The 22,337-nt window shown below is 56.1% G+C and carries 20 protein-coding genes, 6 tRNA genes and 3 rRNA genes; 8 read left to right on the forward strand and 21 right to left on the reverse strand.

Features of this window, described 5'->3' with window-relative positions; translation table 11 throughout:
* Positions 1–2: 2 nt before the first annotated feature.
* From rplJ to tyrS, 18 genes are all read right to left on the reverse strand, one after another.
* Positions 3–503, reverse strand: coding sequence for a 50S ribosomal protein L10 (gene rplJ / locus JFV30_RS25825; protein ID WP_010174464.1), 501 nt, complete (start codon positions 501–503; stop codon positions 3–5).
* A 198-nt stretch (positions 504–701) separates the two neighbouring features.
* Entirely contained in the window at positions 702–1,397 is a 696-nt protein-coding gene (gene rplA, locus JFV30_RS25830; RefSeq protein WP_003176434.1) for a 50S ribosomal protein L1, read from the reverse strand.
* Positions 1,397–1,828 (reverse strand): 50S ribosomal protein L11, encoded by a 432-nt coding sequence (rplK, locus tag JFV30_RS25835; RefSeq protein ID WP_003210097.1) that lies wholly within the window; start codon positions 1,826–1,828, stop codon positions 1,397–1,399. Before rplK ends, rplA begins: the two co-directional genes overlap by 1 nt.
* 117 nt (positions 1,829–1,945) lie before the next feature.
* Positions 1,946–2,479, reverse strand: a complete 534-nt coding sequence (nusG, locus tag JFV30_RS25840; RefSeq protein WP_003176436.1) for a transcription termination/antitermination protein NusG — start codon at positions 2,477–2,479, stop codon at positions 1,946–1,948.
* A gap of 9 nt (positions 2,480–2,488) precedes the next feature.
* On the reverse strand, positions 2,489–2,857 hold the full coding sequence (gene secE, locus JFV30_RS25845) for a preprotein translocase subunit SecE (RefSeq protein ID WP_010174463.1): 369 nt from the start codon (positions 2,855–2,857) through the stop codon (positions 2,489–2,491).
* A 45-nt stretch (positions 2,858–2,902) separates the two neighbouring features.
* Positions 2,903–2,978 (reverse strand) — tRNA-Trp (locus JFV30_RS25850).
* Positions 2,979–3,141: 163 nt separating this feature from the next.
* Positions 3,142–3,217 (reverse strand) — tRNA-Thr (locus tag JFV30_RS25855).
* Positions 3,218–3,243: 26 nt separating this feature from the next.
* Positions 3,244–3,317: transfer RNA gene (locus JFV30_RS25860), tRNA-Gly, on the reverse strand.
* A gap of 23 nt (positions 3,318–3,340) precedes the next feature.
* Positions 3,341–3,425 (reverse strand) — tRNA-Tyr (locus tag JFV30_RS25865).
* Between the two features lie 143 nt (positions 3,426–3,568).
* Positions 3,569–4,015, reverse strand: coding sequence for a hypothetical protein (locus tag JFV30_RS25870; protein ID WP_201125491.1), 447 nt, complete (start codon positions 4,013–4,015; stop codon positions 3,569–3,571).
* A 7-nt stretch (positions 4,016–4,022) separates the two neighbouring features.
* Positions 4,023–4,772, reverse strand: a complete 750-nt coding sequence (locus JFV30_RS25875) for a pantothenate kinase (protein WP_201125492.1) — start codon at positions 4,770–4,772, stop codon at positions 4,023–4,025.
* A complete protein-coding gene (gene birA, locus JFV30_RS25880; protein WP_201125493.1) occupies positions 4,762–5,721 on the reverse strand; it encodes a bifunctional biotin--[acetyl-CoA-carboxylase] ligase/biotin operon repressor BirA in 960 nt (319 codons plus the stop codon). Before birA ends, JFV30_RS25875 begins: the two co-directional genes overlap by 11 nt.
* Before the next feature lie 167 nt (positions 5,722–5,888).
* Positions 5,889–6,004, reverse strand: a 5S ribosomal RNA gene (gene rrf, locus JFV30_RS25885).
* Positions 6,005–6,160: 156 nt separating this feature from the next.
* Positions 6,161–9,054, reverse strand: a 23S ribosomal RNA gene (locus tag JFV30_RS25890).
* A gap of 247 nt (positions 9,055–9,301) precedes the next feature.
* Positions 9,302–9,377: transfer RNA gene (locus tag JFV30_RS25895), tRNA-Ala, on the reverse strand.
* Positions 9,378–9,407: 30 nt separating this feature from the next.
* Positions 9,408–9,484: transfer RNA gene (locus JFV30_RS25900), tRNA-Ile, on the reverse strand.
* An 83-nt stretch (positions 9,485–9,567) separates the two neighbouring features.
* Positions 9,568–11,104 (reverse strand): 16S ribosomal RNA (locus JFV30_RS25905).
* The 16S, 23S and 5S rRNA genes sit together here with 2 tRNA genes alongside, the layout of an rRNA operon.
* Before the next feature lie 552 nt (positions 11,105–11,656).
* A complete protein-coding gene (gene tyrS / locus JFV30_RS25910) occupies positions 11,657–12,856 on the reverse strand; it encodes a tyrosine--tRNA ligase (protein WP_017739632.1) in 1,200 nt (399 codons plus the stop codon).
* Positions 12,857–13,067: 211 nt separating this feature from the next.
* On the opposite strand from tyrS, the gene JFV30_RS25915 reads away from it, so the two are divergent.
* On the forward strand, positions 13,068–14,480 hold the full coding sequence (locus JFV30_RS25915; protein WP_010167202.1) for a peptidoglycan DD-metalloendopeptidase family protein: 1,413 nt from the start codon (positions 13,068–13,070) through the stop codon (positions 14,478–14,480).
* Positions 14,481–14,483: 3 nt separating this feature from the next.
* Positions 14,484–15,575: an anhydro-N-acetylmuramic acid kinase gene (locus tag JFV30_RS25920; protein WP_201125494.1), complete on the forward strand. Its 1,092-nt coding sequence runs from the start codon at positions 14,484–14,486 to the stop codon at positions 15,573–15,575.
* A gap of 66 nt (positions 15,576–15,641) precedes the next feature.
* Here JFV30_RS25920 and erpA read toward each other — a convergent pair whose 3' ends face one another.
* The gene (erpA, locus tag JFV30_RS25925) at positions 15,642–15,992 is read right to left on the reverse strand and encodes an iron-sulfur cluster insertion protein ErpA (protein ID WP_003176443.1); all 351 of its coding nucleotides are present in this window, start codon (positions 15,990–15,992) and stop codon (positions 15,642–15,644) included.
* Positions 15,993–16,154: 162 nt separating this feature from the next.
* Positions 16,155–17,189 carry an N-acetyl-gamma-glutamyl-phosphate reductase gene (gene argC, locus JFV30_RS25930; protein ID WP_201125495.1) on the reverse strand — a complete coding sequence of 345 codons (1,035 nt, stop codon included), beginning with the start codon at positions 17,187–17,189 and terminating at the stop codon, positions 16,155–16,157.
* Positions 17,190–17,325: 136 nt separating this feature from the next.
* Here argC and hemJ point away from each other — a divergent pair, with 136 nt between their 5' ends.
* The 6 genes from hemJ (at position 17,326) to coq7 (ending at position 21,840) form a co-directional block, all read left to right on the forward strand.
* Positions 17,326–17,754 carry a protoporphyrinogen oxidase HemJ gene (gene hemJ, locus JFV30_RS25935; RefSeq protein ID WP_169387006.1) on the forward strand — a complete coding sequence of 143 codons (429 nt, stop codon included), beginning with the start codon at positions 17,326–17,328 and terminating at the stop codon, positions 17,752–17,754.
* A gap of 24 nt (positions 17,755–17,778) precedes the next feature.
* Positions 17,779–18,747 carry an NAD(P)H-dependent flavin oxidoreductase gene (locus JFV30_RS25940; RefSeq protein WP_010167215.1) on the forward strand — a complete coding sequence of 323 codons (969 nt, stop codon included), beginning with the start codon at positions 17,779–17,781 and terminating at the stop codon, positions 18,745–18,747.
* Between the two features lie 63 nt (positions 18,748–18,810).
* A complete protein-coding gene (locus tag JFV30_RS25945; protein WP_201125496.1) occupies positions 18,811–19,776 on the forward strand; it encodes a DUF805 domain-containing protein in 966 nt (321 codons plus the stop codon).
* Between the two features lie 62 nt (positions 19,777–19,838).
* Positions 19,839–20,627, forward strand: coding sequence for an SDR family NAD(P)-dependent oxidoreductase (locus JFV30_RS25950; RefSeq protein ID WP_010167219.1), 789 nt, complete (start codon positions 19,839–19,841; stop codon positions 20,625–20,627).
* Between the two features lie 46 nt (positions 20,628–20,673).
* The gene (locus JFV30_RS25955) at positions 20,674–21,012 is read left to right on the forward strand and encodes a histidine triad nucleotide-binding protein (protein WP_010167221.1); all 339 of its coding nucleotides are present in this window, start codon (positions 20,674–20,676) and stop codon (positions 21,010–21,012) included.
* Positions 21,013–21,192: 180 nt separating this feature from the next.
* Positions 21,193–21,840: a 2-polyprenyl-3-methyl-6-methoxy-1,4-benzoquinone monooxygenase gene (gene coq7 / locus JFV30_RS25960; RefSeq protein ID WP_010167223.1), complete on the forward strand. Its 648-nt coding sequence runs from the start codon at positions 21,193–21,195 to the stop codon at positions 21,838–21,840.
* Positions 21,841–21,909: 69 nt separating this feature from the next.
* Here coq7 and JFV30_RS25965 read toward each other — a convergent pair whose 3' ends face one another.
* Positions 21,910–22,332 (reverse strand): OsmC family protein, encoded by a 423-nt coding sequence (locus tag JFV30_RS25965; RefSeq protein ID WP_003194686.1) that lies wholly within the window; start codon positions 22,330–22,332, stop codon positions 21,910–21,912.
* Positions 22,333–22,337 lie beyond the last annotated feature (5 nt).

Genomic DNA, 22,337 nt, shown 5'->3' on the forward strand with positions numbered 1-22,337 from the left:
CCTTAGGCTGCGGCAGCTTCTTTTTGCTCGCGAACTGCGGCCAGAGTACGAGCCAACTTGCTGGTAGCGCCTTGAATCACGCTCATCAGCTGAGAAATAGCTTCGTTACGGGTCGGCAGTGTTGCCAGTACGTCGATTTGGTTAGCTGCGAGGAACTTGCCCTCGAACGCAGCTGCCTTGATCTCGAACTTATCCTGACTCTTGGCGAATTCTTTGAACAAACGGGCAGCAGCGCCTGGATGTTCCTTGGAGAACGCGATCAGAGTCGGGCCGGTGAACACGTCGTTGAGGACACTGTATTCAGTGTCAGCAACAGCGCGCTTGAGCAGGGTGTTACGTACAACACGCACGTATACGCCAGCTTCACGAGCCTCTTTACGGAGTCCGGTCATAGCGCCTACTGTCACACCACGGGCATCAGCCACGACAGCGGACAGAGCAGCTTTGGCAGCCTCGTTGACTTCAGCGACGATGGCCTTCTTGTCTTCGAGATTAATTGCCACGGGTTTAACTCCTGCTTGTTACCGTTTCATCTGGCCTAGGCCGGATGTCGTTTTGGTGTCTGATTCGGTAAGGAACCGGGAGCACCATCTGCGTAGGCTTGTGGTTTAAGACTTGCGTCGCCTACGGTCTTGGATAGCCCCCGCCAGGCAGGGACCCCAATTTTTCAACTGGCACAATTACTTGCGCCAATTTGTGTCTTATACGTCCAGCGAGCCTTGGTCGATGACCAGACCTGGGCCCATAGTGGTGCTCAGGGTAACGCGCTTGACGTAGATACCTTTCGAGGAAGCCGGCTTGATACGCTTCAGATCAGCGATCAGGGCTTCAACGTTTTCCTTCAGCTTGACGGCATCAAAGCCGACTTTGCCAACGGAGGTGTGAATGATGCCGTTTTTGTCGGTGCGATAACGAACCTGACCAGCCTTGGCGTTTTTAACCGCGGTAGCTACGTCTGGAGTTACGGTGCCGACTTTAGGGTTAGGCATCAGACCACGTGGACCGAGGATCTGACCCAACTGACCTACAACGCGCATTGCATCCGGGGAAGCAATTACGACGTCATAGTTCAGGTCGCCGCCTTTCATTTCGGCAGCCAGGTCGTCCATGCCAACGCGATCAGCGCCGGCGGCCAGAGCAGCTTCAGCTGCTGGGCCTTGGGTGAAGACAGCTACACGTACAGTCTTGCCAGTACCGTGTGGCAGCACAGTAGCGCTACGAACGACCTGGTCGGATTTACGTGGGTCAACACCCAGGTTTACAGCAACGTCAACAGACTCGCTGAACTTGACAGTCGACAGCTCGGTCAGCAAAGCAGCAGCGTCTACAAAGTTGTAGGACTTGCCCGCTTCGATTTTGCCGGCGATAGCCTTTTGGCGCTTGGTCAGCTTAGCCATTACACACCCTCCACGTTAAGGCCCATGCTACGAGCAGAACCGGCGATGGTACGCACGGCTGCATCCATATCAGCTGCAGTCAGATCCGCGTTTTTGGTTTTCGCGATTTCTTCCAGCTGAGCACGGGTCACAGTGCCAACCTTAACGGTGTTAGGACGAGCGGAACCGCTAGTCAGACCAGCAGCTTTCTTCAACAGAACCGAAGCCGGGGTCGACTTGGTTTCGAAGGTGAAGCTACGGTCGCTGTATACAGTGATGATCACTGGAGTCGGCAGACCTGGCTCAATACCCTGAGTACGGGCGTTGAAGGCCTTGCAGAATTCCATGATGTTCACGCCGTGCTGACCCAGAGCTGGACCAACAGGTGGGCTTGGGTTGGCCTGAGCGGCCTTCACTTGCAGCTTGATGTAAGCGGTAATCTTCTTGGCCATGAGGCACTCCAATTACGGGTTCGAACGCCTCGAAAGGCTCCCCGGTTACTTGCGCGTTTATCCCAGTGACGACAAAACCCCACAGCCTAAGGCTGCGGGGTTGGGATGCTTGCTCAGCTAGACTTTTTCGACCTGGCTGAACTCTAGCTCTACCGGAGTAGAGCGACCGAAAATGAGCACTGCCACTTGGATCCGGCTCTTTTCGTAGTTAACTTCTTCGACAGTACCGTTAAAATCTGCAAACGGACCGTCAGTGACACGAACAACCTCACCCGGCTCGAACAACGTCTTCGGCTTGGGTTTGTCGCTACCATCAGCAACACGACGCAGAATCGCTTCTGCTTCTTTGTCGGTGATCGGAGCAGGCTTATCAGCGGTACCGCCGATGAAACCCATGACGCGAGGAGTGTCCTTGACCAAGTGCCAAGTACCCTCATTCATGTCCATTTGAACCAGCACATAGCCAGGGAAGAATTTGCGCTCGCTTTTGCGTTTCTGGCCATTACGCATTTCAACCACTTCTTCAGTGGGAACCAGAATTTCGCCGAAGCCATCTTCCATGCCTGCCAGCTTTACGCGCTCTAGCAAAGAGCGCATGACATGCTTCTCGTAACCCGAGTAAGCATGCACAACGTACCAACGCTTAGCCACGGGACACCCTTAGCCAACAATCAAGGAAACAAGCCAGCCGAGCAGGGAATCAAGCCCCCACAACAGCAACGCCATAACCAGAACAACAGCCACCACAATCAACGTGGTCTGCGTGGTTTCTTGGCGAGTCGGCCAAACGACTTTACGGATCTCGGTACGAGCTTCCTTTACCAGGACCGCAAACGACTTGCCTTTTGCAGTCTGCAGGCCAACAAAGGCAGCGACAGCAGCAAGGGCGAGCAATGCGAGGACACGGTACAGGATCGGCGACGCAGAGTAGTACTGGTTGCCAACAACGCCCACGACCACAATAGCGACTACTACCAGCCACTTGAGCAGATCGAAGCGAGAGCCTTGAGCTTCAGCCTTAGGAGTCATCTATGAAGATCCTGTGAAAAGAAAGCCAGACACACCAAGTGAATCTGGCAGGTCAGGAGGGAATCGAACCCCCAACCTACGGTTTTGGAGACCGTCGCTCTGCCAATTGAGCTACTGACCTAAAACAAAATCAGGCCGACAATTATGCCGATCTGAAAAAGACTTTACAACAACAAACCCCTGCAGACCCGAAACCAACCCAAACAAGACAACGAAAGAGAGCGGAATCAATCAGAGGCAGCTGTTAAAACAAAGGCAGATATTTTCATATCTGCCTTGTTATATGGAGCTCTTGAGCGGATTTGAACCGCTGACCTCACCCTTACCAAGGGTGTGCTCTACCAACTGAGCTACAAGAGCGAAACAACTTGCACAACCTGCAAACTTGGAGCGGGTAGCGGGAATCGAACCCGCATCATCAGCTTGGAAGGCTGAGGTTCTACCACTAAACTATACCCGCGGAGCTTGCAGCTCACGCTAAAATGGTGGAGGGGGAAGGATTCGAACCTTCGAAGTCGTAGACGTCAGATTTACAGTCTGATCCCTTTGGCCGCTCGGGAACCCCTCCTAAGCGAGCCGGCATTCTACATCATGCCAGCCTTCTGTCAAGCATTTTCTCATTAAAAAATATGAGGTTAGCTGCGTTGACCTTCGCTTCGCCTTGTTGACCCAGGAGGTCTTCACTGCGAAGCGGGCGCCATTCTATGCAAACTATTCGAAGGTTGCAATGCCTTCGCACGGCATTATTTTATGTTTTAACTCATTGAATTCATTAGCAAGGTTTTCAAAGGGCAGATCATCGGCCAGGCGCCGGCTTTCAGGGGCGACTCGCAGCCAGTATCCCGGCGCATCAGGCAGGTTCAGCGATTGCAGTTTGACCTTGATATCCAGGCTTGTGAGGCGCTGCTCAACGGACTGAACCTCTTTTTGATCAGCCAGGCCACCGATGTACAGGCACGCAGCCGGCGCCTCAGGCGTTTTTGCCCTGTCTCGCCGCACCATGGCATCAGCCGACTCGCTTAGCAGCCGGATGTCTTGCTGAGAACCCCGGTAGAGTGCCAAAGGCGTGACATCTTTAGCCCTCAACGGGGCTTCCTGCTGATGCCAGATGTAATAGAAGACATTGAGGACCAGCAAAAGCAGAAACAGCCAACGCATAAAAACCTCAGGACAAAGGGCAAGCCATCGCCAGACCAACAAAAACCAGATCAGGGACGAGCCTTCCGTGAGGCACCGCATCCGCCACCAGCTCGGCATCTCCACCGGTAAGGAAGACAGTGAAGTCGCTCCCCCAATAGCTACGAGCCAACTCCAACTGGGTGAGCACAAACCCTCTCAGCATAAGCGTACACCCGCGCTCTACCGCCTCTACAGTGGTGCGGCCCGGAGACAGGGCCTCAAGGGCACGCTCAGCGGCAATATCGTCATAGCGTATTTTGCGGGTATGCGTTCGTAACTGGTTACGCATAAGCGGCATACCTGGACAAATAAAGCCTCCGAGGTGCTCGCCGTCCGCGGCAATGAAGTCCGCAGTCGCGGCGGTGCCAAAATCGAGCACCAGGCATGCGCCCGACGCCAACTGAAAACCGCCCAACATAGCAAGCCAGCGATCCAGGCCCAGGCGTTCGAAATCTTCATACCCATTCCGCACCCCGCCCATCTGCCTTGCTGAAGCAGCGCAGAGGACGTTGACGCCAAATGCTTTTACCAGGGTAGCGACCAGTTGATTCGTCTCATCCGAGGCACGAACACTCACTAAACGACAATCCTTTAACGCAAGCCCCGTGAGCGCGAACAGGCTATCGATCAGAGAGGCATCCGACCCAACGACGCCCTCTGCAAAGATGCGCGCCCTATCCGACTCAAGCACTCGCCATTTTATAAAGCTATTCCCACAGTCGAGCTCAAGAATCATCACGCAACCTCAGGCTTAGCTCACCACCGCTATATACTTTTTCAACACCATCCACGCTTAACCGTAACGCACCCTGCCCGTCGATCCCCAATACCACTCCATCAATCTGATTCACACCCGCGATGAGCGACACCGATCGACCCTGCCACAGATGGCTCTGCTCCCATTCACTCTGGATGGTGGAAAAACCGGAAGCCTGGTGGCGATCAAGATATGCCTGCAGTTGCACGCCAAGACGCGCTACCAGGTAGTTACGATCAACAGCACTGCCGGTCTCCAACTGTACGGAGGTCCATTGCTGATCGACCTCTTCGGCCTTCTGCATATTCACATTAATGCCGATACCCAGGACGACATGGCAGACATCAGCAGGATCACCAACCAGCTCCAGGAGAATCCCGGCGATCTTTTTCTGCTCCACCAAAACGTCATTTGGCCACTTCAACCCGGCATTGCGAACCCCCGCATCCCGCAGCGCCTGCATAACCGCCAATCCGACTACCAGGCTTAAGCCCTCCAACTGGCGCATACCGCCTTCGATCCGCAGCACGAGACTGTAGTAGACGTTTTGAGCGAAAGGACTGACCCACTTCCGCCCTCGCCTTCCCCTGCCGGCAGTTTGCTGCTCTGAAAGCACGAGAAACGGCGCGGTGCGGCCCGCCTCGATAAGGCGCAATGCCTCGGCATTGGTAGAGTCAATGGAGTCAAAGATATAAACAGGCCATGCAGGAACAGGCACATGCCGAGCAATTTCTTCAGCATTTAAGAACACCAGAGGCGAAGCCAACTGATACCCCCGACCGCGGACTTTATGGATGGGTAGATTCAATTCTGCCTCGAGATGCTGAAGCTGCTTCCACACAGCACTGCGACTGACACCCAAGGCAGCACCAAGCGCTTCCCCGGAGTGGAATCGACCATCTTTTAGAAGTTTCAACAACGTCAGCATGCAAGTCTCGCCTCACAATGAGGCAGGCATAATAGCCATGCATAAGGCCATTGCATAGAAAGGCAAGACTTTGGCATTGAAGATACCTGAAGGCGGTCGCAACACTTTTCAACCGCCCAAAAACAAAACCCCTGATTGCGTTAGCAATCAGGGGTTCTGGAATTTAATCTTGACGATGACCTACTCTCACATGGGGAAACCCCACACTACCATCGGCGATGCATCGTTTCACTGCTGAGTTCGGGATGGGATCAGGTGGTTCCAATGCTCTATGGTCGTCAAGAAATTCGGGTACTGAGTCGTGGCCAGTTGGCCTCGCTTCAGCAAATTGGGTATGTGACAGCTTTCGGTGTTTGCAAGAATCGAACTTTCGGTTCATTTCGTCTTCACACACCGCAATCTGATGCCTTTTCAGGTCAGCAAATTGCTTGGGTGTTATATGGTCAAGCCTCACGGGCAATTAGTATTGGTTAGCTCAACGCCTCACAGCGCTTACACACCCAACCTATCAACGTCGTAGTCTTCGACGGCCCTTCAGGGAACTCAAGGTTCCAGTGAGATCTCATCTTGAGGCTAGTTTCCCGCTTAGATGCTTTCAGCGGTTATCTATTCCGAACATAGCTACCCGGCAATGCCACTGGCGTGACAACCGGAACACCAGAGGTTCGTCCACTCCGGTCCTCTCGTACTAGGAGCAGCCCCTCTCAAATCTCAAACGTCCACGGCAGATAGGGACCGAACTGTCTCACGACGTTCTAAACCCAGCTCGCGTACCACTTTAAATGGCGAACAGCCATACCCTTGGGACCGGCTTCAGCCCCAGGATGTGATGAGCCGACATCGAGGTGCCAAACACCGCCGTCGATATGAACTCTTGGGCGGTATCAGCCTGTTATCCCCGGAGTACCTTTTATCCGTTGAGCGATGGCCCTTCCATACAGAACCACCGGATCACTAAGACCTACTTTCGTACCTGCTCGACGTGTCTGTCTCGCAGTCAAGCGCGCTTTTGCCTTTATACTCTACGACCGATTTCCGACCGGTCTGAGCGCACCTTCGTACTCCTCCGTTACTCTTTAGGAGGAGACCGCCCCAGTCAAACTACCCACCATACACTGTCCTCGATCCGGATAACGGACCTGAGTTAGAACCTCAAAGTTGCCAGGGTGGTATTTCAAGGTTGGCTCCACGCGAACTGGCGTCCACGCTTCAAAGCCTCCCACCTATCCTACACAAGCAAATTCAAAGTCCAGTGCAAAGCTATAGTAAAGGTTCACGGGGTCTTTCCGTCTAGCCGCGGATACACTGCATCTTCACAGCGATTTCAATTTCACTGAGTCTCGGGTGGAGACAGCGCCGCCATCGTTACGCCATTCGTGCAGGTCGGAACTTACCCGACAAGGAATTTCGCTACCTTAGGACCGTTATAGTTACGGCCGCCGTTTACCGGGGCTTCGATCAAGAGCTTCGCGTTAGCTAACCCCATCAATTAACCTTCCGGCACCGGGCAGGCGTCACACCCTATACGTCCACTTTCGTGTTTGCAGAGTGCTGTGTTTTTAATAAACAGTCGCAGCGGCCTGGTATCTTCGACCGGCATGAGCTTACGGAGCAAGTCCTTCACCCTCACCGGCGCACCTTCTCCCGAAGTTACGGTGCCATTTTGCCTAGTTCCTTCACCCGAGTTCTCTCAAGCGCCTTGGTATTCTCTACCCAACCACCTGTGTCGGTTTGGGGTACGGTTACTGGTTACCTGAAGCTTAGAAGCTTTTCTTGGAAGCATGGCATCAACCACTTCGCTAACTAAAAGTTAGCTCGTCATCAGCTCTCGGCCTTAGAATCCCGGATTTACCTAAGATTCCAGCCTACCACCTTAAACTTGGACAACCAACGCCAAGCTGGCCTAGCCTTCTCCGTCCCTCCATCGCAATAACCAGAAGTACAGGAATATTAACCTGTTTTCCATCGACTACGCTTTTCAGCCTCGCCTTAGGGACCGACTAACCCTGCGTCGATTAACGTTGCGCAGGAAACCTTGGTCTTTCGGCGTGGGTGTTTTTCACACCCATTATCGTTACTCATGTCAGCATTCGCACTTCTGATACCTCCAGCAAGCTTCTCAACTCACCTTCACAGGCTTACAGAACGCTCCTCTACCGCATCATCCGAAGATGATACCCGTAGCTTCGGTGTATGGTTTGAGCCCCGTTACATCTTCCGCGCAGGCCGACTCGACTAGTGAGCTATTACGCTTTCTTTAAAGGGTGGCTGCTTCTAAGCCAACCTCCTAGCTGTCTAAGCCTTCCCACATCGTTTCCCACTTAACCATAACTTTGGGACCTTAGCTGACGGTCTGGGTTGTTTCCCTTTTCACGACGGACGTTAGCACCCGCCGTGTGTCTCCCATGCTCGGCACTTGTAGGTATTCGGAGTTTGCATCGGTTTGGTAAGTCGGGATGACCCCCTAGCCGAAACAGTGCTCTACCCCCTACAGTGATACATGAGGCGCTACCTAAATAGCTTTCGAGGAGAACCAGCTATCTCCGAGCTTGATTAGCCTTTCACTCCGATCCACAGGTCATCCGCTAACTTTTCAACGGTAGTCGGTTCGGTCCTCCAGTTAGTGTTACCCAACCTTCAACCTGCCCATGGATAGATCGCCCGGTTTCGGGTCTATTCCCAGCGACTAGACGCCCTATTAAGACTCGCTTTCGCTACGCCTCCCCTATTCGGTTAAGCTCGCCACTGAAAATAAGTCGCTGACCCATTATACAAAAGGTACGCAGTCACAGAACAAAGTCTGCTCCCACTGCTTGTACGCATACGGTTTCAGGATCTATTTCACTCCCCTCTCCGGGGTTCTTTTCGCCTTTCCCTCACGGTACTAGTTCACTATCGGTCAGTCAGTAGTATTTAGCCTTGGAGGATGGTCCCCCCATATTCAGACAAAGTTTCTCGTGCTCCGTCCTACTCGATTTCATGACTAAGAGATTTTCGCGTACAGGGCTATCACCCACTATGGCCGCACTTTCCAGAGCGTTCCGCTAATCTCAAAGCCACTTAAGGGCTAGTCCCCGTTCGCTCGCCACTACTAAGGGAATCTCGGTTGATTTCTTTTCCTCAGGGTACTTAGATGTTTCAGTTCCCCTGGTTCGCTCCATACACCTATGTATTCAGTGTAAGGTAACCATCTTATGATGGTTGGGTTCCCCCATTCAGACATCTCCGGATCAAAGTCTGTTTGCCGACTCCCCGAAGCTTTTCGCAGGCTACCACGTCTTTCATCGCCTCTGACTGCCAAGGCATCCACCGTATGCGCTTCTTCACTTGACCATATAACCCCAAGCAATCTGGTTATACTGTGAAGACGACATTCGCCGAAAATTCGAATTTCTCAACTAAGAGAACTCACAAATTTTACCTTAGCCTGATCCGTTACCAGTGAAAGTAACGTTCAGTCTATCTTTCTATCACATACCCAAATTTTTAAAGAACGATCTAATCAAAGACTAGAAATCAACATTCACCATCACAATGATGGAATGCTCATTTCTAAGCTTTCAACTTTCAGAAGCAGTAGTGGTGGAGCCAAACGGGATCGAACCGTTGACCTCCTGCGTGCAAGGCAGGCGCTCTCCCAGCTGAGCTATGGCCCCGTATTTCTACAGGCGTTTCCCACACAAAATTGGTGGGTCTGGGCAGATTCGAACTGCCGACCTCACCCTTATCAGGGGTGCGCTCTAACCAACTGAGCTACAGACCCAATTTCGGGCTGCTTCTTTATCGTCTTCTTCAATGAATCAAGCAATTCGTGTGGGAACTTATGGAGCAGCTGATGTCGTCGATTAAGGAGGTGATCCAGCCGCAGGTTCCCCTACGGCTACCTTGTTACGACTTCACCCCAGTCATGAATCACACCGTGGTAACCGTCCTCCCGAAGGTTAGACTAGCTACTTCTGGTGCAACCCACTCCCATGGTGTGACGGGCGGTGTGTACAAGGCCCGGGAACGTATTCACCGCGACATTCTGATTCGCGATTACTAGCGATTCCGACTTCACGCAGTCGAGTTGCAGACTGCGATCCGGACTACGATCGGTTTTCTGGGATTAGCTCCACCTCGCGGCTTGGCAACCCTCTGTACCGACCATTGTAGCACGTGTGTAGCCCAGGCCGTAAGGGCCATGATGACTTGACGTCATCCCCACCTTCCTCCGGTTTGTCACCGGCAGTCTCCTTAGAGTGCCCACCATAACGTGCTGGTAACTAAGGACAAGGGTTGCGCTCGTTACGGGACTTAACCCAACATCTCACGACACGAGCTGACGACAGCCATGCAGCACCTGTCTCAATGTTCCCGAAGGCACCAATCTATCTCTAGAAAGTTCATTGGATGTCAAGGCCTGGTAAGGTTCTTCGCGTTGCTTCGAATTAAACCACATGCTCCACCGCTTGTGCGGGCCCCCGTCAATTCATTTGAGTTTTAACCTTGCGGCCGTACTCCCCAGGCGGTCAACTTAATGCGTTAGCTGCGCCACTAAGAGCTCAAGGCTCCCAACGGCTAGTTGACATCGTTTACGGCGTGGACTACCAGGGTATCTAATCCTGTTTGCTCCCCACGCTTTCGCACCTCAGTGTCAGTATCAGTCCAGGTGGTCGCCTTCGCCACTGGTGTTCCTTCCTATATCTACGCATTTCACCGCTACACAGGAAATTCCACCACCCTCTACCATACTCTAGCTCGTCAGTTTTGAATGCAGTTCCCAGGTTGAGCCCGGGGATTTCACATCCAACTTAACGAACCACCTACGCGCGCTTTACGCCCAGTAATTCCGATTAACGCTTGCACCCTCTGTATTACCGCGGCTGCTGGCACAGAGTTAGCCGGTGCTTATTCTGTCGGTAACGTCAAAACAGCAAAGTATTAATTTACTGCCCTTCCTCCCAACTTAAAGTGCTTTACAATCCGAAGACCTTCTTCACACACGCGGCATGGCTGGATCAGGCTTTCGCCCATTGTCCAATATTCCCCACTGCTGCCTCCCGTAGGAGTCTGGACCGTGTCTCAGTTCCAGTGTGACTGATCATCCTCTCAGACCAGTTACGGATCGTCGCCTTGGTGAGCCATTACCCCACCAACTAGCTAATCCGACCTAGGCTCATCTGATAGCGCAAGGCCCGAAGGTCCCCTGCTTTCTCCCGTAGGACGTATGCGGTATTAGCGTCCGTTTCCGGACGTTATCCCCCACTACCAGGCAGATTCCTAGGCATTACTCACCCGTCCGCCGCTCTCAAGAGAAGCAAGCTTCTCTCTACCGCTCGACTTGCATGTGTTAGGCCTGCCGCCAGCGTTCAATCTGAGCCATGATCAAACTCTTCAGTTCAAACATCTTTGGGTTTTTAAGAAACCCTAAACTTGGCTCAGCAATCGTTGGTTACATCTTTGATTTCTCGCGGAGTAACTTGTGATGCTGATAATCTTGTTGACTATCAGTCTGACTCCACAAGCACCCACACGAATTGCTTGATTCAGTTGTTAAAGAGCGGTTGGTTAAGATCTTTCGTCTCAACCGAGGCGCGCATTCTACAGCAGCCTCATTTGCTGTCAAGTGATTATTTTCAGAAGTTTTCAAAGTTTCCTTTGTAACTTCAACCACTTGCGCTTCCGATCTCTCGTTAGCGGGAGGCGAATTCTACAGCGTTACACGCTGCTGTCAACACCTCTTTTTCTCCGCTTTCGACCGAGAAGATCGAACCGTTAACAGAGCCAAATTACACCGCTCTATCAACTCCTTCCAGGCTTCGATGATCTGAAGCAGCTTGCTGTCGAAACCTACATAACTCTTTGTTTACCAAGGAGTTTTCCGTTTCGACTGCGCCGGAAGTGGGGCGAATTATAGACAGATATAAATCGCCGTCAACAGTTAATTTCAGGTTTATTCGGATTTAAGCGTAATACGCGCAAATGCCTTCTTGCCGGCCTGACAAACATGGGTCGCGCCCAGTTCGTATATAAAGGTGCGATCGACAACCTCACCATCTATACGCACACCACCGGAACCCAGAAGGTCGCGCGCCACTGCCGAGTTCTTCACCAGGCCCGCCTTATTAAGGACGGCCGCAATCGGCATTGCCTCGGCAGCAGTCAATTCAACCTCCGGCAGATCATCCGGCAGCTCGCCATCCTTCATGCGGTTACCCGCAGCGCGGTGAGCACTGGCAGCAGCCTCTTCACCATGGAAGCGCGCAACGATCTCTTCAGCCAGCTTGATCTTGACGTCACGCGGGTTCGCACCCGCCTCTACATCGGCACGCAAGGCATTGATCTCGTCCATCGAGCGGAAGCTCAACAGCTCGAAGTAACGCCACATCAACGCATCCGGAATCGAAACCAGCTTGCCGTACATCACACCCGGCGCTTCCTGGATACCTACATAGTTACCCAAGGACTTGGACATCTTCTTGACGCCATCCAACCCCTCCAGCAACGGCATGGTCAGAATGCATTGAGCCTCTTGCCCATACGCACGCTGCAGCTCACGCCCCATCAGCAGGTTGAACTTCTGATCAGTACCGCCCAGTTCTACATCGGCACGCAACGCCACCGAGTCATACCCCTGAACCAGCGGGTAGAGGAACTCATGGATTGCGATAGGCTGATTGGTGGAGTAGCGCTTGTCGAAGTCATCGCGCTCGAGCATGCGGGCAACGGTGTACTGGGACGTCAGACGAATGAAGTCCGCCGGCCCCATCTGGTCCATCCAGGTGGAGTTGAACGCCACCTCGGTCTTGGCCGGATCAAGAATCTTGAAGACCTGGGTCTTGTAGGTCTCGGCATTATCGAGAACCTGCTCACGGGTCAACGGCGGACGCGTAGCGCTCTTGCCGCTCGGATCGCCGATCATTCCGGTGAAGTCCCCTATAAGGAAGATCACCTGGTGCCCCAGTTCCTGGAACTGACGCAGCTTATTAATAAGCACCGTATGCCCAAGGTGCAGATCCGGCGCCGTCGGATCAAAGCCAGCCTTAATACGCAGGGGTTGGCCACGCTTGAGCTTTTCGATCAGCTCGGCTTCGACCAACAGTTCTTCCGCACCACGTTTGATCAGCGCTAGCTGCTCTTCAACCGACTTCATAACAGACCCGCAAGGCTCAGATTCAAAAGGGAACCAACCATACAAGATCAGGGACTAATTACAAGTTTTGCCCTGCGCACGGACACCGTTCAGCAAGCCTAGCGTTCGCAAGCTTGCACCACAGATGATTTGGTTATATTTTATACAGTTATTTCATCTTCATCATGTCATTCATCTTTTCCAATTCATCTTTTCAAAGTCAAAATTACTTATGACCACAGAACCGTCTAAAGCGCCGCCGCTTTACCCGAAGACCCACCTGCTCGCCGCAAGTGGGATCGCCGCCCTTCTGAGCCTGGCACTCCTGGTATTCCCTTCCAGCGATGTAGAAGCCAAACGAACGACACTGAGCCTTGACCTTGAAAGTCCGGTTGAGCAACTGACACAAGATCAAGACGCTTCCGACGCACTACAAGCCACAAATGGCGCAGCAGAATCGCCGTTTGCCCAGATCGAAAACAGCGCCGAAGACACTAAAGAGACTGCACAGGCCGAGCCTGCAGTAGAAGCACCCAAGAACCCGCTACACCGTGAAGTGATTGTTGCCAAAGGCGACACCCTTTCGACCCTGTTCGAAAAGGTCGGCCTCCCTGCCGCGACAGTTAACGATGTGCTGGCCAGCGACAAGCAGGCCAGGCAGTTCACCCAACTCAAGCACGGCCAGAAGCTTGAATTCGAATTCACCCCCGACGGCCAGCTGAACAACCTGCACAGCAACGTCAGCGACCTGGAAAGCATCACGCTGACCAAAGGCGCCAAAGGCTTTGCGTTCAATCGCATCACCACCAAGCCGGTCATGCGCTCTGCCTATGTACACGGCGTGATCAACAGTTCGCTGTCGCAATCCGCCGCCCGCGCCGGCCTGTCCCACAGCATGACCATGGACATGGCCAGCGTGTTTGGCTATGACATCGACTTCGCCCAGGACATTCGCCAGGGTGACGAATTCGACGTGATCTACGAACAGAAGGTCGCCAACGGCAAGGTCGTCGGCACCGGCAACATCCTTTCTGCGCGGTTCACCAACCGCGGCAAGACCTACACCGCGGTGCGCTACACCAACAAACAAGGCAACAGCAGCTACTACACCGCCGACGGCAACAGCATGCGCAAGGCTTTCATCCGTACTCCGGTTGACTTCGCACGTATTAGCTCGCGTTTCTCGATGGGTCGCAAGCATCCAATTCTGAACAAAATTCGCGCTCACAAAGGCGTCGACTACGCCGCCCCGCGTGGCACGCCGATCAAGGCCGCCGGTGATGGCAAGGTATTGCTGGCCGGTCGCCGTGGCGGCTATGGCAACACGGTGATCATCCAGCACGGCAACACCTACCGTACGCTGTATGGCCACATGCAAGGCTTCGCCAAAGGCGTACAGACGGGCAGCAACGTCAAGCAAGGCCAGGTGATCGGCTATATCGGCACCACTGGCCTGTCCACCGGCCCGCACTTGCACTATGAATTCCAGGTCAATGGTGTGCACGTCGACCCTCTGGGCCAGAAGCTGCCAATGGCTGATCCCATCGCCAAGGCCGAGCGCGCTCGCTTCCTGCAGCAGAGCCAGCCACTGATGGCCCGCATGGATCAGGAGCGTTCTACCCTCCTGGCCTCGGCGAAACGCTAAGCCATGTCGCTCTATATAGGTGTGATGTCCGGGACCAGCCTTGATGGCCTGGACATTGCGCTGATCGAGCAGGCCCCGGCGATCAAGCTGATCGCCACCCACTACATCCCCATGCCTGAATCCCTGCGTTCCGAGTTGCTTGGCCTGTGCGCCAGCGGCCCGGACGAGATTGCCCGCTCGGCGATCGCCCAGCACCACTGGGTGACACTCGCCGCCCAGGGCATTCACGCCCTGCTGGACCAGCAGAAGCTCAAGCCCCAGGACATTCGCGCGATTGGCAGCCACGGGCAGACCATTCGCCACGAACCTGCACGGGGTTTTACCGTGCAGATAGGCAACCCGGCGCTGCTCACCGAGCTGACCGGAATCACCGTCGTCAGTGACTTCCGCAGCCGCGATGTCGCCGCCGGCGGCCAAGGCGCGCCGCTGGTGCCCGCCTTTCATGAGGCATTGTTTGGCGAGCGTACCGGCAACCGCGCCGTGCTGAATGTCGGCGGCTTCAGCAACCTCAGCCTGATCGAGACCGGCAAACCGGTCGCCGGCTTCGACTGCGGCCCGGGCAATGTCCTGCTCGATGCCTGGATTCACCAGCAACGCGGCGAGAACTTTGATCGCGACGGCCAGTGGGCTGCCACAGGAAAGGTTGAACCGCTGCTACTCAAGGCGTTGCTCAGCGACCCATTCTTCGTGACCAAAGGGCCAAAAAGCACTGGGCGCGAAGTCTTCAACCCGGGATGGCTGGAACATCACTTGGGCCGGTTACCGTCATTCGCAGCTCAGGATGTGCAAGCCACATTGCTTGAGCTGACCGCCCAGACGATCGTCGAATCCCTGCAAACCGCACAACCTCAAACCGAGACCCTGCTGGTTTGCGGCGGCGGCGCCCACAACACGACCTTGATGAACCGCCTGAGCGCCTTACTGCCCGCCACTCAAGTGAGCAGCACCGCCACCTACGGCGTAGACCCCGACTGGGTCGAAGCCATGGCCTTCGCCTGGCTGGCCCATTGCTGCCTGGAAGGCATCGCCGCCAACCGCCCCAGCGTCACAGGCGCCCGTGGCCTTCGCGTACTCGGCGCCATCTACCCCGCCTGAACTCCACACAGCAAAACGCCGCTTGACCCTATCCAGGCCAAGCGGCGTTTTTACTTCCGCTGTCGATCAGATCGAGAACGAAGACCCGCAACCACAAGTGGTGGTGGCATTCGGGTTCTTGATCACGAAGCGCGAACCTTCCAGACCTTCCTGATAGTCCACCTCGGCTCCTGCCAGGTACTGGAAGCTCATCGGATCGACGACCAGGCTTACGCCCTCGCGCTCAACGATGGTGTCGTCATCGGCCACGTCTTCATCGAAGGTGAAACCGTACTGAAATCCTGAACAACCGCCGCCCGTAACAAATACGCGCAGCTTCAAGCGATCATTACCCTCTTCATCGACCAGGCTCTTCACCTTGTGCGCAGCACCGTGGGTGAATTGCAAAGCCGTGGGGGTGAAGGATTCAACGCTCATGCTGATAATCTCCCGGCGTAGCGCCGCCATATGCGTGATGGCGGGCATTATCCGCTTCTCCTAGAAAAGCGGTCAACTATTGTTACGGTATATCAATCTGCGCAGCGGCCATTAAAAACACGAAAGGCCCGATCAACGGGCCTTTGCGCAACAGCAGAAAACTTACGGCAGCATGCCCGCATGGGACAGGCCCAGCTTCTCATCCAGGCCAAACAGGATGTTCATGTTCTGCACGGCCTGGCCAGACGCGCCCTTGACCAGGTTATCGATCACCGACAACACCACCACCAGATCACCATCCTGCGGACGATGCACCGCGATACGGCACACGTTGGCACCGCGCACGCTGCGGGTTTCCGGGTGGCTGCCCGCCGGCATCACATCGACGAACGGTTCGTTGGCATACCGTTTTTCAAACAGCGCCTGCAGATCCACAGAACGATCGACGACGGTTGCATACAGGGTGGAGTGGATCCCGCGAATCATCGGCGTCAGGTGCGGCACAAACGTCAGGCCAACCTCTTTGCCGGCTGCACGACGCAGCCCCTGGCGAATTTCCGGCAAGTGACGGTGGCCTTTGACCGCATAGGCTTTCATGCTTTCCGACGTCTCGGAGTAAAGCGAACCAACTGCGGCGCCACGACCAGCGCCGCTGACGCCCGACTTGCAGTCAGCAATCAGCCGCGATACATCCGCCAACCCGGCCTCCAGCAAGGGCAGGAATCCCAACTGCGTGGCGGTCGGATAGCAACCCGGTACGGCGATCAGGCGCGCTTGCCTGATCTGCTCGCGATTGACTTCCGGCAGGCCATACACCGCCTCTTCCAGCAGCTCCGGCGCGCCGTGTGGCTGGCCGTACCACTTGGCCCACTCATCGGCGTCCTGCAGGCGGAAGTCTGCCGACAAGTCGATCACCTTGGTGCCAGCGGCCAGCAACTCGCCCGCCAGGGCATGGGCAACACCGTGGGGTGTGGCAAAGAACACCACATCACACGCACCCAGCGTCGCGATATCCGGAACGCTGAACGCCAGGCCGTCGTAATGGCCTCGCAGGTTCGGATACATGTCGGCCACCGCCAGGCCGGCCTCGGATCGGGAAGTGATCACCACCACCTCAGCTTGCGGATGCTGAGCCAACAGACGCAGCAATTCGACACCGGTGTAACCCGTGCCGCCGACGATACCGACCTTGACCATAAACCTGCCCTCAACGAACCCACTGGAAAGCCGTCGATAATAGGGTCCGTATCGTCCTGCGACAACCGTCAACGTGACGTGTAGACGCTTGAGCCACTACTATCTTCAGCTACCGTGAACCTGGGAATAACTAAAAATGCTTTATCTATGGGTCAAAGCCTTTCATATCGTCAGCATCGTCTGCTGGTTTGCCGGGCTGTTCTACCTTCCGCGCCTGTTCGTCTATCACGCCCAAAGCGAGGACACCGTCAGCAAGGAACGCTTCAGCATCATGGAGCGCAAGCTGTACCGCGGCATCATGGGGCCGGCGATGATTGCCACCCTGATCTTCGGTGGCTGGCTGATCTACCTCAACCCCGCCATCTTTCAATCCGGCGCATGGATCCACGCCAAGTTGACCCTGGTGGTGTTGCTCATCGGCTACCACCACATGTGCGGCGCGCAGGTAAAACGTTTTGCCCGTGGCGAAAACACCCGCAGCCATGTCTTTTATCGCTGGTTCAATGAAGTGCCGGTTCTGATATTGCTGGCTATCGTAATTTTGGTCGTGGTCAAACCGTTCTAATTCCTATTACTCGGGGTACTTCCAATGTCGCTGCCCGCTTCGCTCGAACAAAACCTGCGCCTGCCCGTGGTGGCTGCGCCGATGTTTCTGATTTCCAACCCGCAACTGGTCCTGGCTTGCTGCCGTAACGGGATCGTCGGCAGCTTCCCGGCGCTCAACCAGCGGGAAAGCAGCGGCTTCAAGGCGTGGCTGGAAGAGATCGAAGCGGGCCTGGCGCTGCTGGACAAACCGGCGCCCTATGCGGTCAACCTGATCGTGCACAACAGCAACCCGCGTGTGGAAGCTGACCTGGCGATCTGCGTCGAGCACAAAGTGCCGATCGTCATCACCAGCCTGGGTGCGGTGAAAGAATTGGTGGACGCCGTACACAGCTACGGCGGCCTGGTCTTCCACGACGTCACCACCCGGCGTCATGCCGAGAAAGCCGCTGAAGCCGGCGTGGATGGCTTGATCGCCGTGGCAGCGGGCGCCGGCGGCCATGCCGGCACCTGGAGCCCGTTCTCGCTGATTGCAGAAATCCGTCAGTTCTTCGACAAGACCCTGCTGCTCGCGGGCTGCCTCAACCACGGCCACGAGATCCTGGCCGCGCAACTGCTCGGCGCCGACCTGGCCTATTTCGGTACCCGTTTTATCGGCACCACCGAAAGCCATGCCCCGGATGCCTATAAAGAGATGCTGCTCACATCGCGCGCCGCCGACATCGTGCACACTCCAGCCGTCTCCGGCGTTCCCGCAAGTTTCATGCGCCAGAGCCTGGAAAACGCCGGTTTCGACCTCGCTGCGCTGCAAGGCAAAGGCGAAGTCAATTTCGGCTCCAAGCTCAAGCCACTCAACGACGAAGCCAAAGCCTGGAAGACCGTGTGGTCTGCCGGCCAGGGCGTCGGTGAAATTGATGATTTGCCCAGCGTCGATGAACTCGTGGCCCGCCTGGATGCCGAATACCGCAAGGCGCTCGAGCACGCGGCGCAATTGCCTAAACGCTGGCCACGCTGATCCGCGATGTAAAGCCTGCTGATCGAAGCAGGCCTCTCCCATTCAAGTGACAAGGATGCCCGCATGAGCGACAACCGTTTCAAGATTGTGTTTGATGGCGCATTGCTCCCGGGTGTCGAAAGCACCACCGCCAAGCTTAACCTCGCCGAGCTGTTCAAAAGCGAGGTGGAAGCCATCGAAAAGCTCTTCACCGGCCGCCCGGTCGCCCTGAAACGCGACCTTTCCCGCGCCGATGCCGAGACCTACCTGCAAGCGCTGAAAAACGCCGGGGTCGATGCGCGCATTGAAGAAGAGCAACCCGTCGCCTTCAGCCTTGCCGAAACCCACGAAACGGACTCCGCCAGCGCCACTGATTACACCCGCCCGGCCGCTTCGCCTTACGCCCCTCCCCGGGCCGCCGTCGGCGAGAACCTGCCGGAGTTTTCCACCCTTAAAGTATTCACCGTCAACGGACGTATCGGGCGCCTGCGCTTCCTGGCATGGACGCTGGTGTTAAGCGTGGTGATGCTGCTCGTCTCGGGCGCGTTCTTTACTGTCGGGCTGGGGATCGCGGCGGTGTCCCCGACGATTGCCATGGTCATTGGCTTCCTGGCCGGGATCGCCCTCCTCGTGGCCGCGGTATGGGTCAGCGTGCAGATCACGGTGCAGCGCCTGCATGACCTGGGCTGGTCGGGCTGGCTGTGGTTCCTGCACCTGGTGCCCTTCGTAGGCAGCATCTTCCCGATTCTGCTGATGGTTCTCCCGGGCAATACAGGCGCCAACCAGTACGGCGCACCACCGCCGCGCAACTCTACCGCGGTAAAAATCCTGTCCGCCCTGTGGCTGGCATTCATTCCGCTGGTGTTTGCCGGCGCAGTGTTAGTGGGCATGAGCGGCTACCTGGATCAACTGGAAAGCGACGTAGGCGGCAGCTACGAAAGCAGCTCCATCAATTCCGATGACGACAGCGACCAGGCCACCACCGTCGATGAAGTCGATGTGCAAAGTGCTGACGACACAGCCGAACCTGTAGACTCTACGCAACAGTGAAAAACGCCCGACGCCTGTGACGCCTCTGTCACAGGCCCGGTAGCGTTGCGATGGAGAAACGCATGACCCGTTACGCTCTGATCACCGGTGCCTCCAGCGGTATCGGCCTGGCCTTGGCCGAAGCACTGGCACGTCGCGGCCGCAGCTTGATTCTGGTGGCCCGCCAGCGTGATCAGTTGGAAAGCATTGCAATCGAATTGACTCAGCGCTTTGGCGTCGAGGTGCTGTTCCGCGCCTGCGACCTGGGCGAGCCCTTGCGGCTGTCCGGGTTCCTGCTGGAACTTGAGGAAGGCGAACGGCAGATCGACCTGCTGGTCAACTGCGCCGGCATCGGTACCAGCGGCCCGTTCCTGGCGCAGGACTGGATGACCGAGCAGGACCTGATGGAGGTCAACATCCTGGCCCTGACCCGCATGTGCCACGCCCTCGGCAATGCCATGGCCCTGCACGGCGGCGGGCAGATTCTCAACGTCGCGTCGGTTGCCGCTTTCCAGCCGGGGCCGTGGATGAGTACCTACTACGCCAGCAAGGCCTACGTGCTGCACTTCTCCGAAGGCTTGCGCGAGGAACTGAAGACCTGCGGGATCAAGGTCTCGGTACTCTGCCCCGGCCCGACCCGCACCGCGTTCTTCGGCACCGCACAAATGGACACCGCCAAGCTGGACCGCAGCCAACAGCTGATGAGTCCCGAGGAAGTCGCGCTCTACACCGTGCGCGCCCTGGCCAAGAACAAAGCCATCATCATCCCTGGCCGGCGTAATCGCTGGCTGGCGTTCAGCCCGCGGCTGAGCCCGCGCTGGCTGACGCGCAAGATCGCCGGCGCCATCAACAAGGCCTATTGCCCGCGCTGATCGCCTGCGTACACTCATCCTGCACTTTCACAATGGAGAAACAGCTGTGGATACTCTGTTCACCAAGATCATCAACAGAGAAATACCCGCGCGGATCATCTACGAAGATGACCAGGTCCTGGCCTTCCACGACATCGCACCAATGGCACCCGTGCATTTCCTGGTGATCCCGAAAAAGCCGATCCGCACCCTCAACGACCTCACCGAGGAAGACAAGGCGCTGGCCGGGCATATTCTGTTCACCGCCCAACGCCTGGCCGTTGAACAAGGCTGCGAAAAGGGCTTCCGCGTGGTGATGAACTGCAACGAAGACGGCGGGCAGACCGTTTATCACATCCATATGCATGTACTGGGTCAGCGCCAGATGAACTGGCCGCCGGGCTGAGCACTACCTGTGGCGAGGGAGCTTGCTCCCGCTGGGCCGCATAGCGCCCCCATAAAACCGGGAGCGCTGCGCACTCCAGCGGGAGCAAGGTCCCTCGCCACACAAGCAATTTGACCCAGCGCAAACGCTTCCCCCTCTCTTGCGGTAAACTGGCCGCCGAGATTCTTCCCGGAGGTCAGCATGACTACCCAACGTCACTACTCGCCGATTGATCGCCTGTTGCTGCAAGCCGATACGGCCATGCGCACGCTGCTGCCCTTCAGCGGCCAGCCGCACCGCCCATCGCCCGCCATCGTGCAGCCAGAAGCGCAGATGAGCGAGACCGAGACCCGCCACGTCGCCGGCCTGATGCGTATCAACCATACCGGCGAAGTCTGTGCCCAGGCGCTGTACCAGGGCCAGGCCCTGACCGCCAAGCTGCCGCAAGTGCGCGCCGCGATGGAGCATGCTGCTGAAGAAGAAATCGATCACCTGGCCTGGTGCGAACAACGTATTCGCCAGTTGAACAGCCACCCGAGCGTGCTGAACCCGCTGTTCTACGGTTTATCGTTTGGCATTGGCGCAGTGGCCGGGCTGATCAGCGACAAAGTCAGCCTGGGTTTTGTGGCCGCCACCGAGCATCAGGTGTGCAAACACCTCAATGAGCACCTTGAGCAACTGCCGGCCGAGGACGAAAAATCCCGGGCGATTCTTGAGCAGATGCGCATTGATGAAGAACATCACGCCGAAAGCGCGCTGGACGCGGGCGGTTTCCGCTTCCCGGCACCGGTGAAATTTGGCATGAGCCTGCTGGCCAAGGTCATGACAAAGAGCACTTACCGCATCTGAGCCAGGTCCTACAAAAAACAAGAAAGGGCGCTTTTAAGCGCCCTTTCTTTTTGCCTGCCGATTGAAGAATCAGCCCAACTCAATGATCTCGTAGTCATGAGTGATGACAACGCCGGCAGCGCCCAGCATGATCGAGGCCGAGCAGTACTTCTCTGCCGACAGCTCAATGGCGCGCTTGACCTGGGCTTCTTTCAACGCCCGGCCCTTGACCACGAAGTGCATGTGGATCTTGGTAAACACCTTGGGGTCTTCGGTCGCACGCTCGGCTTCCAGGAACGCTTCGCAGCTTTCCACCGCCTGGCGGGACTTCTTCAGGATGCTGACCACGTCGAAATTGCTGCAACCGCCTACACCGAGCAGGAGCATTTCCATCGGGCGTACGCCCAGGTTGCGGCCACCGGCCTCCGGCGGGCCATCCATGACCACCACGTGGCCACTGCCCGACTCACCGAGGAACATGGCTTCGCCCGCCCATTGGATGCGTGCCTTCATCGCCC

Origin of the sequence: Pseudomonas sp. TH32 (assembly GCF_016650855.1) — a bacterium.
In the GTDB taxonomy this organism is placed as follows: domain Bacteria; phylum Pseudomonadota; class Gammaproteobacteria; order Pseudomonadales; family Pseudomonadaceae; genus Aquipseudomonas.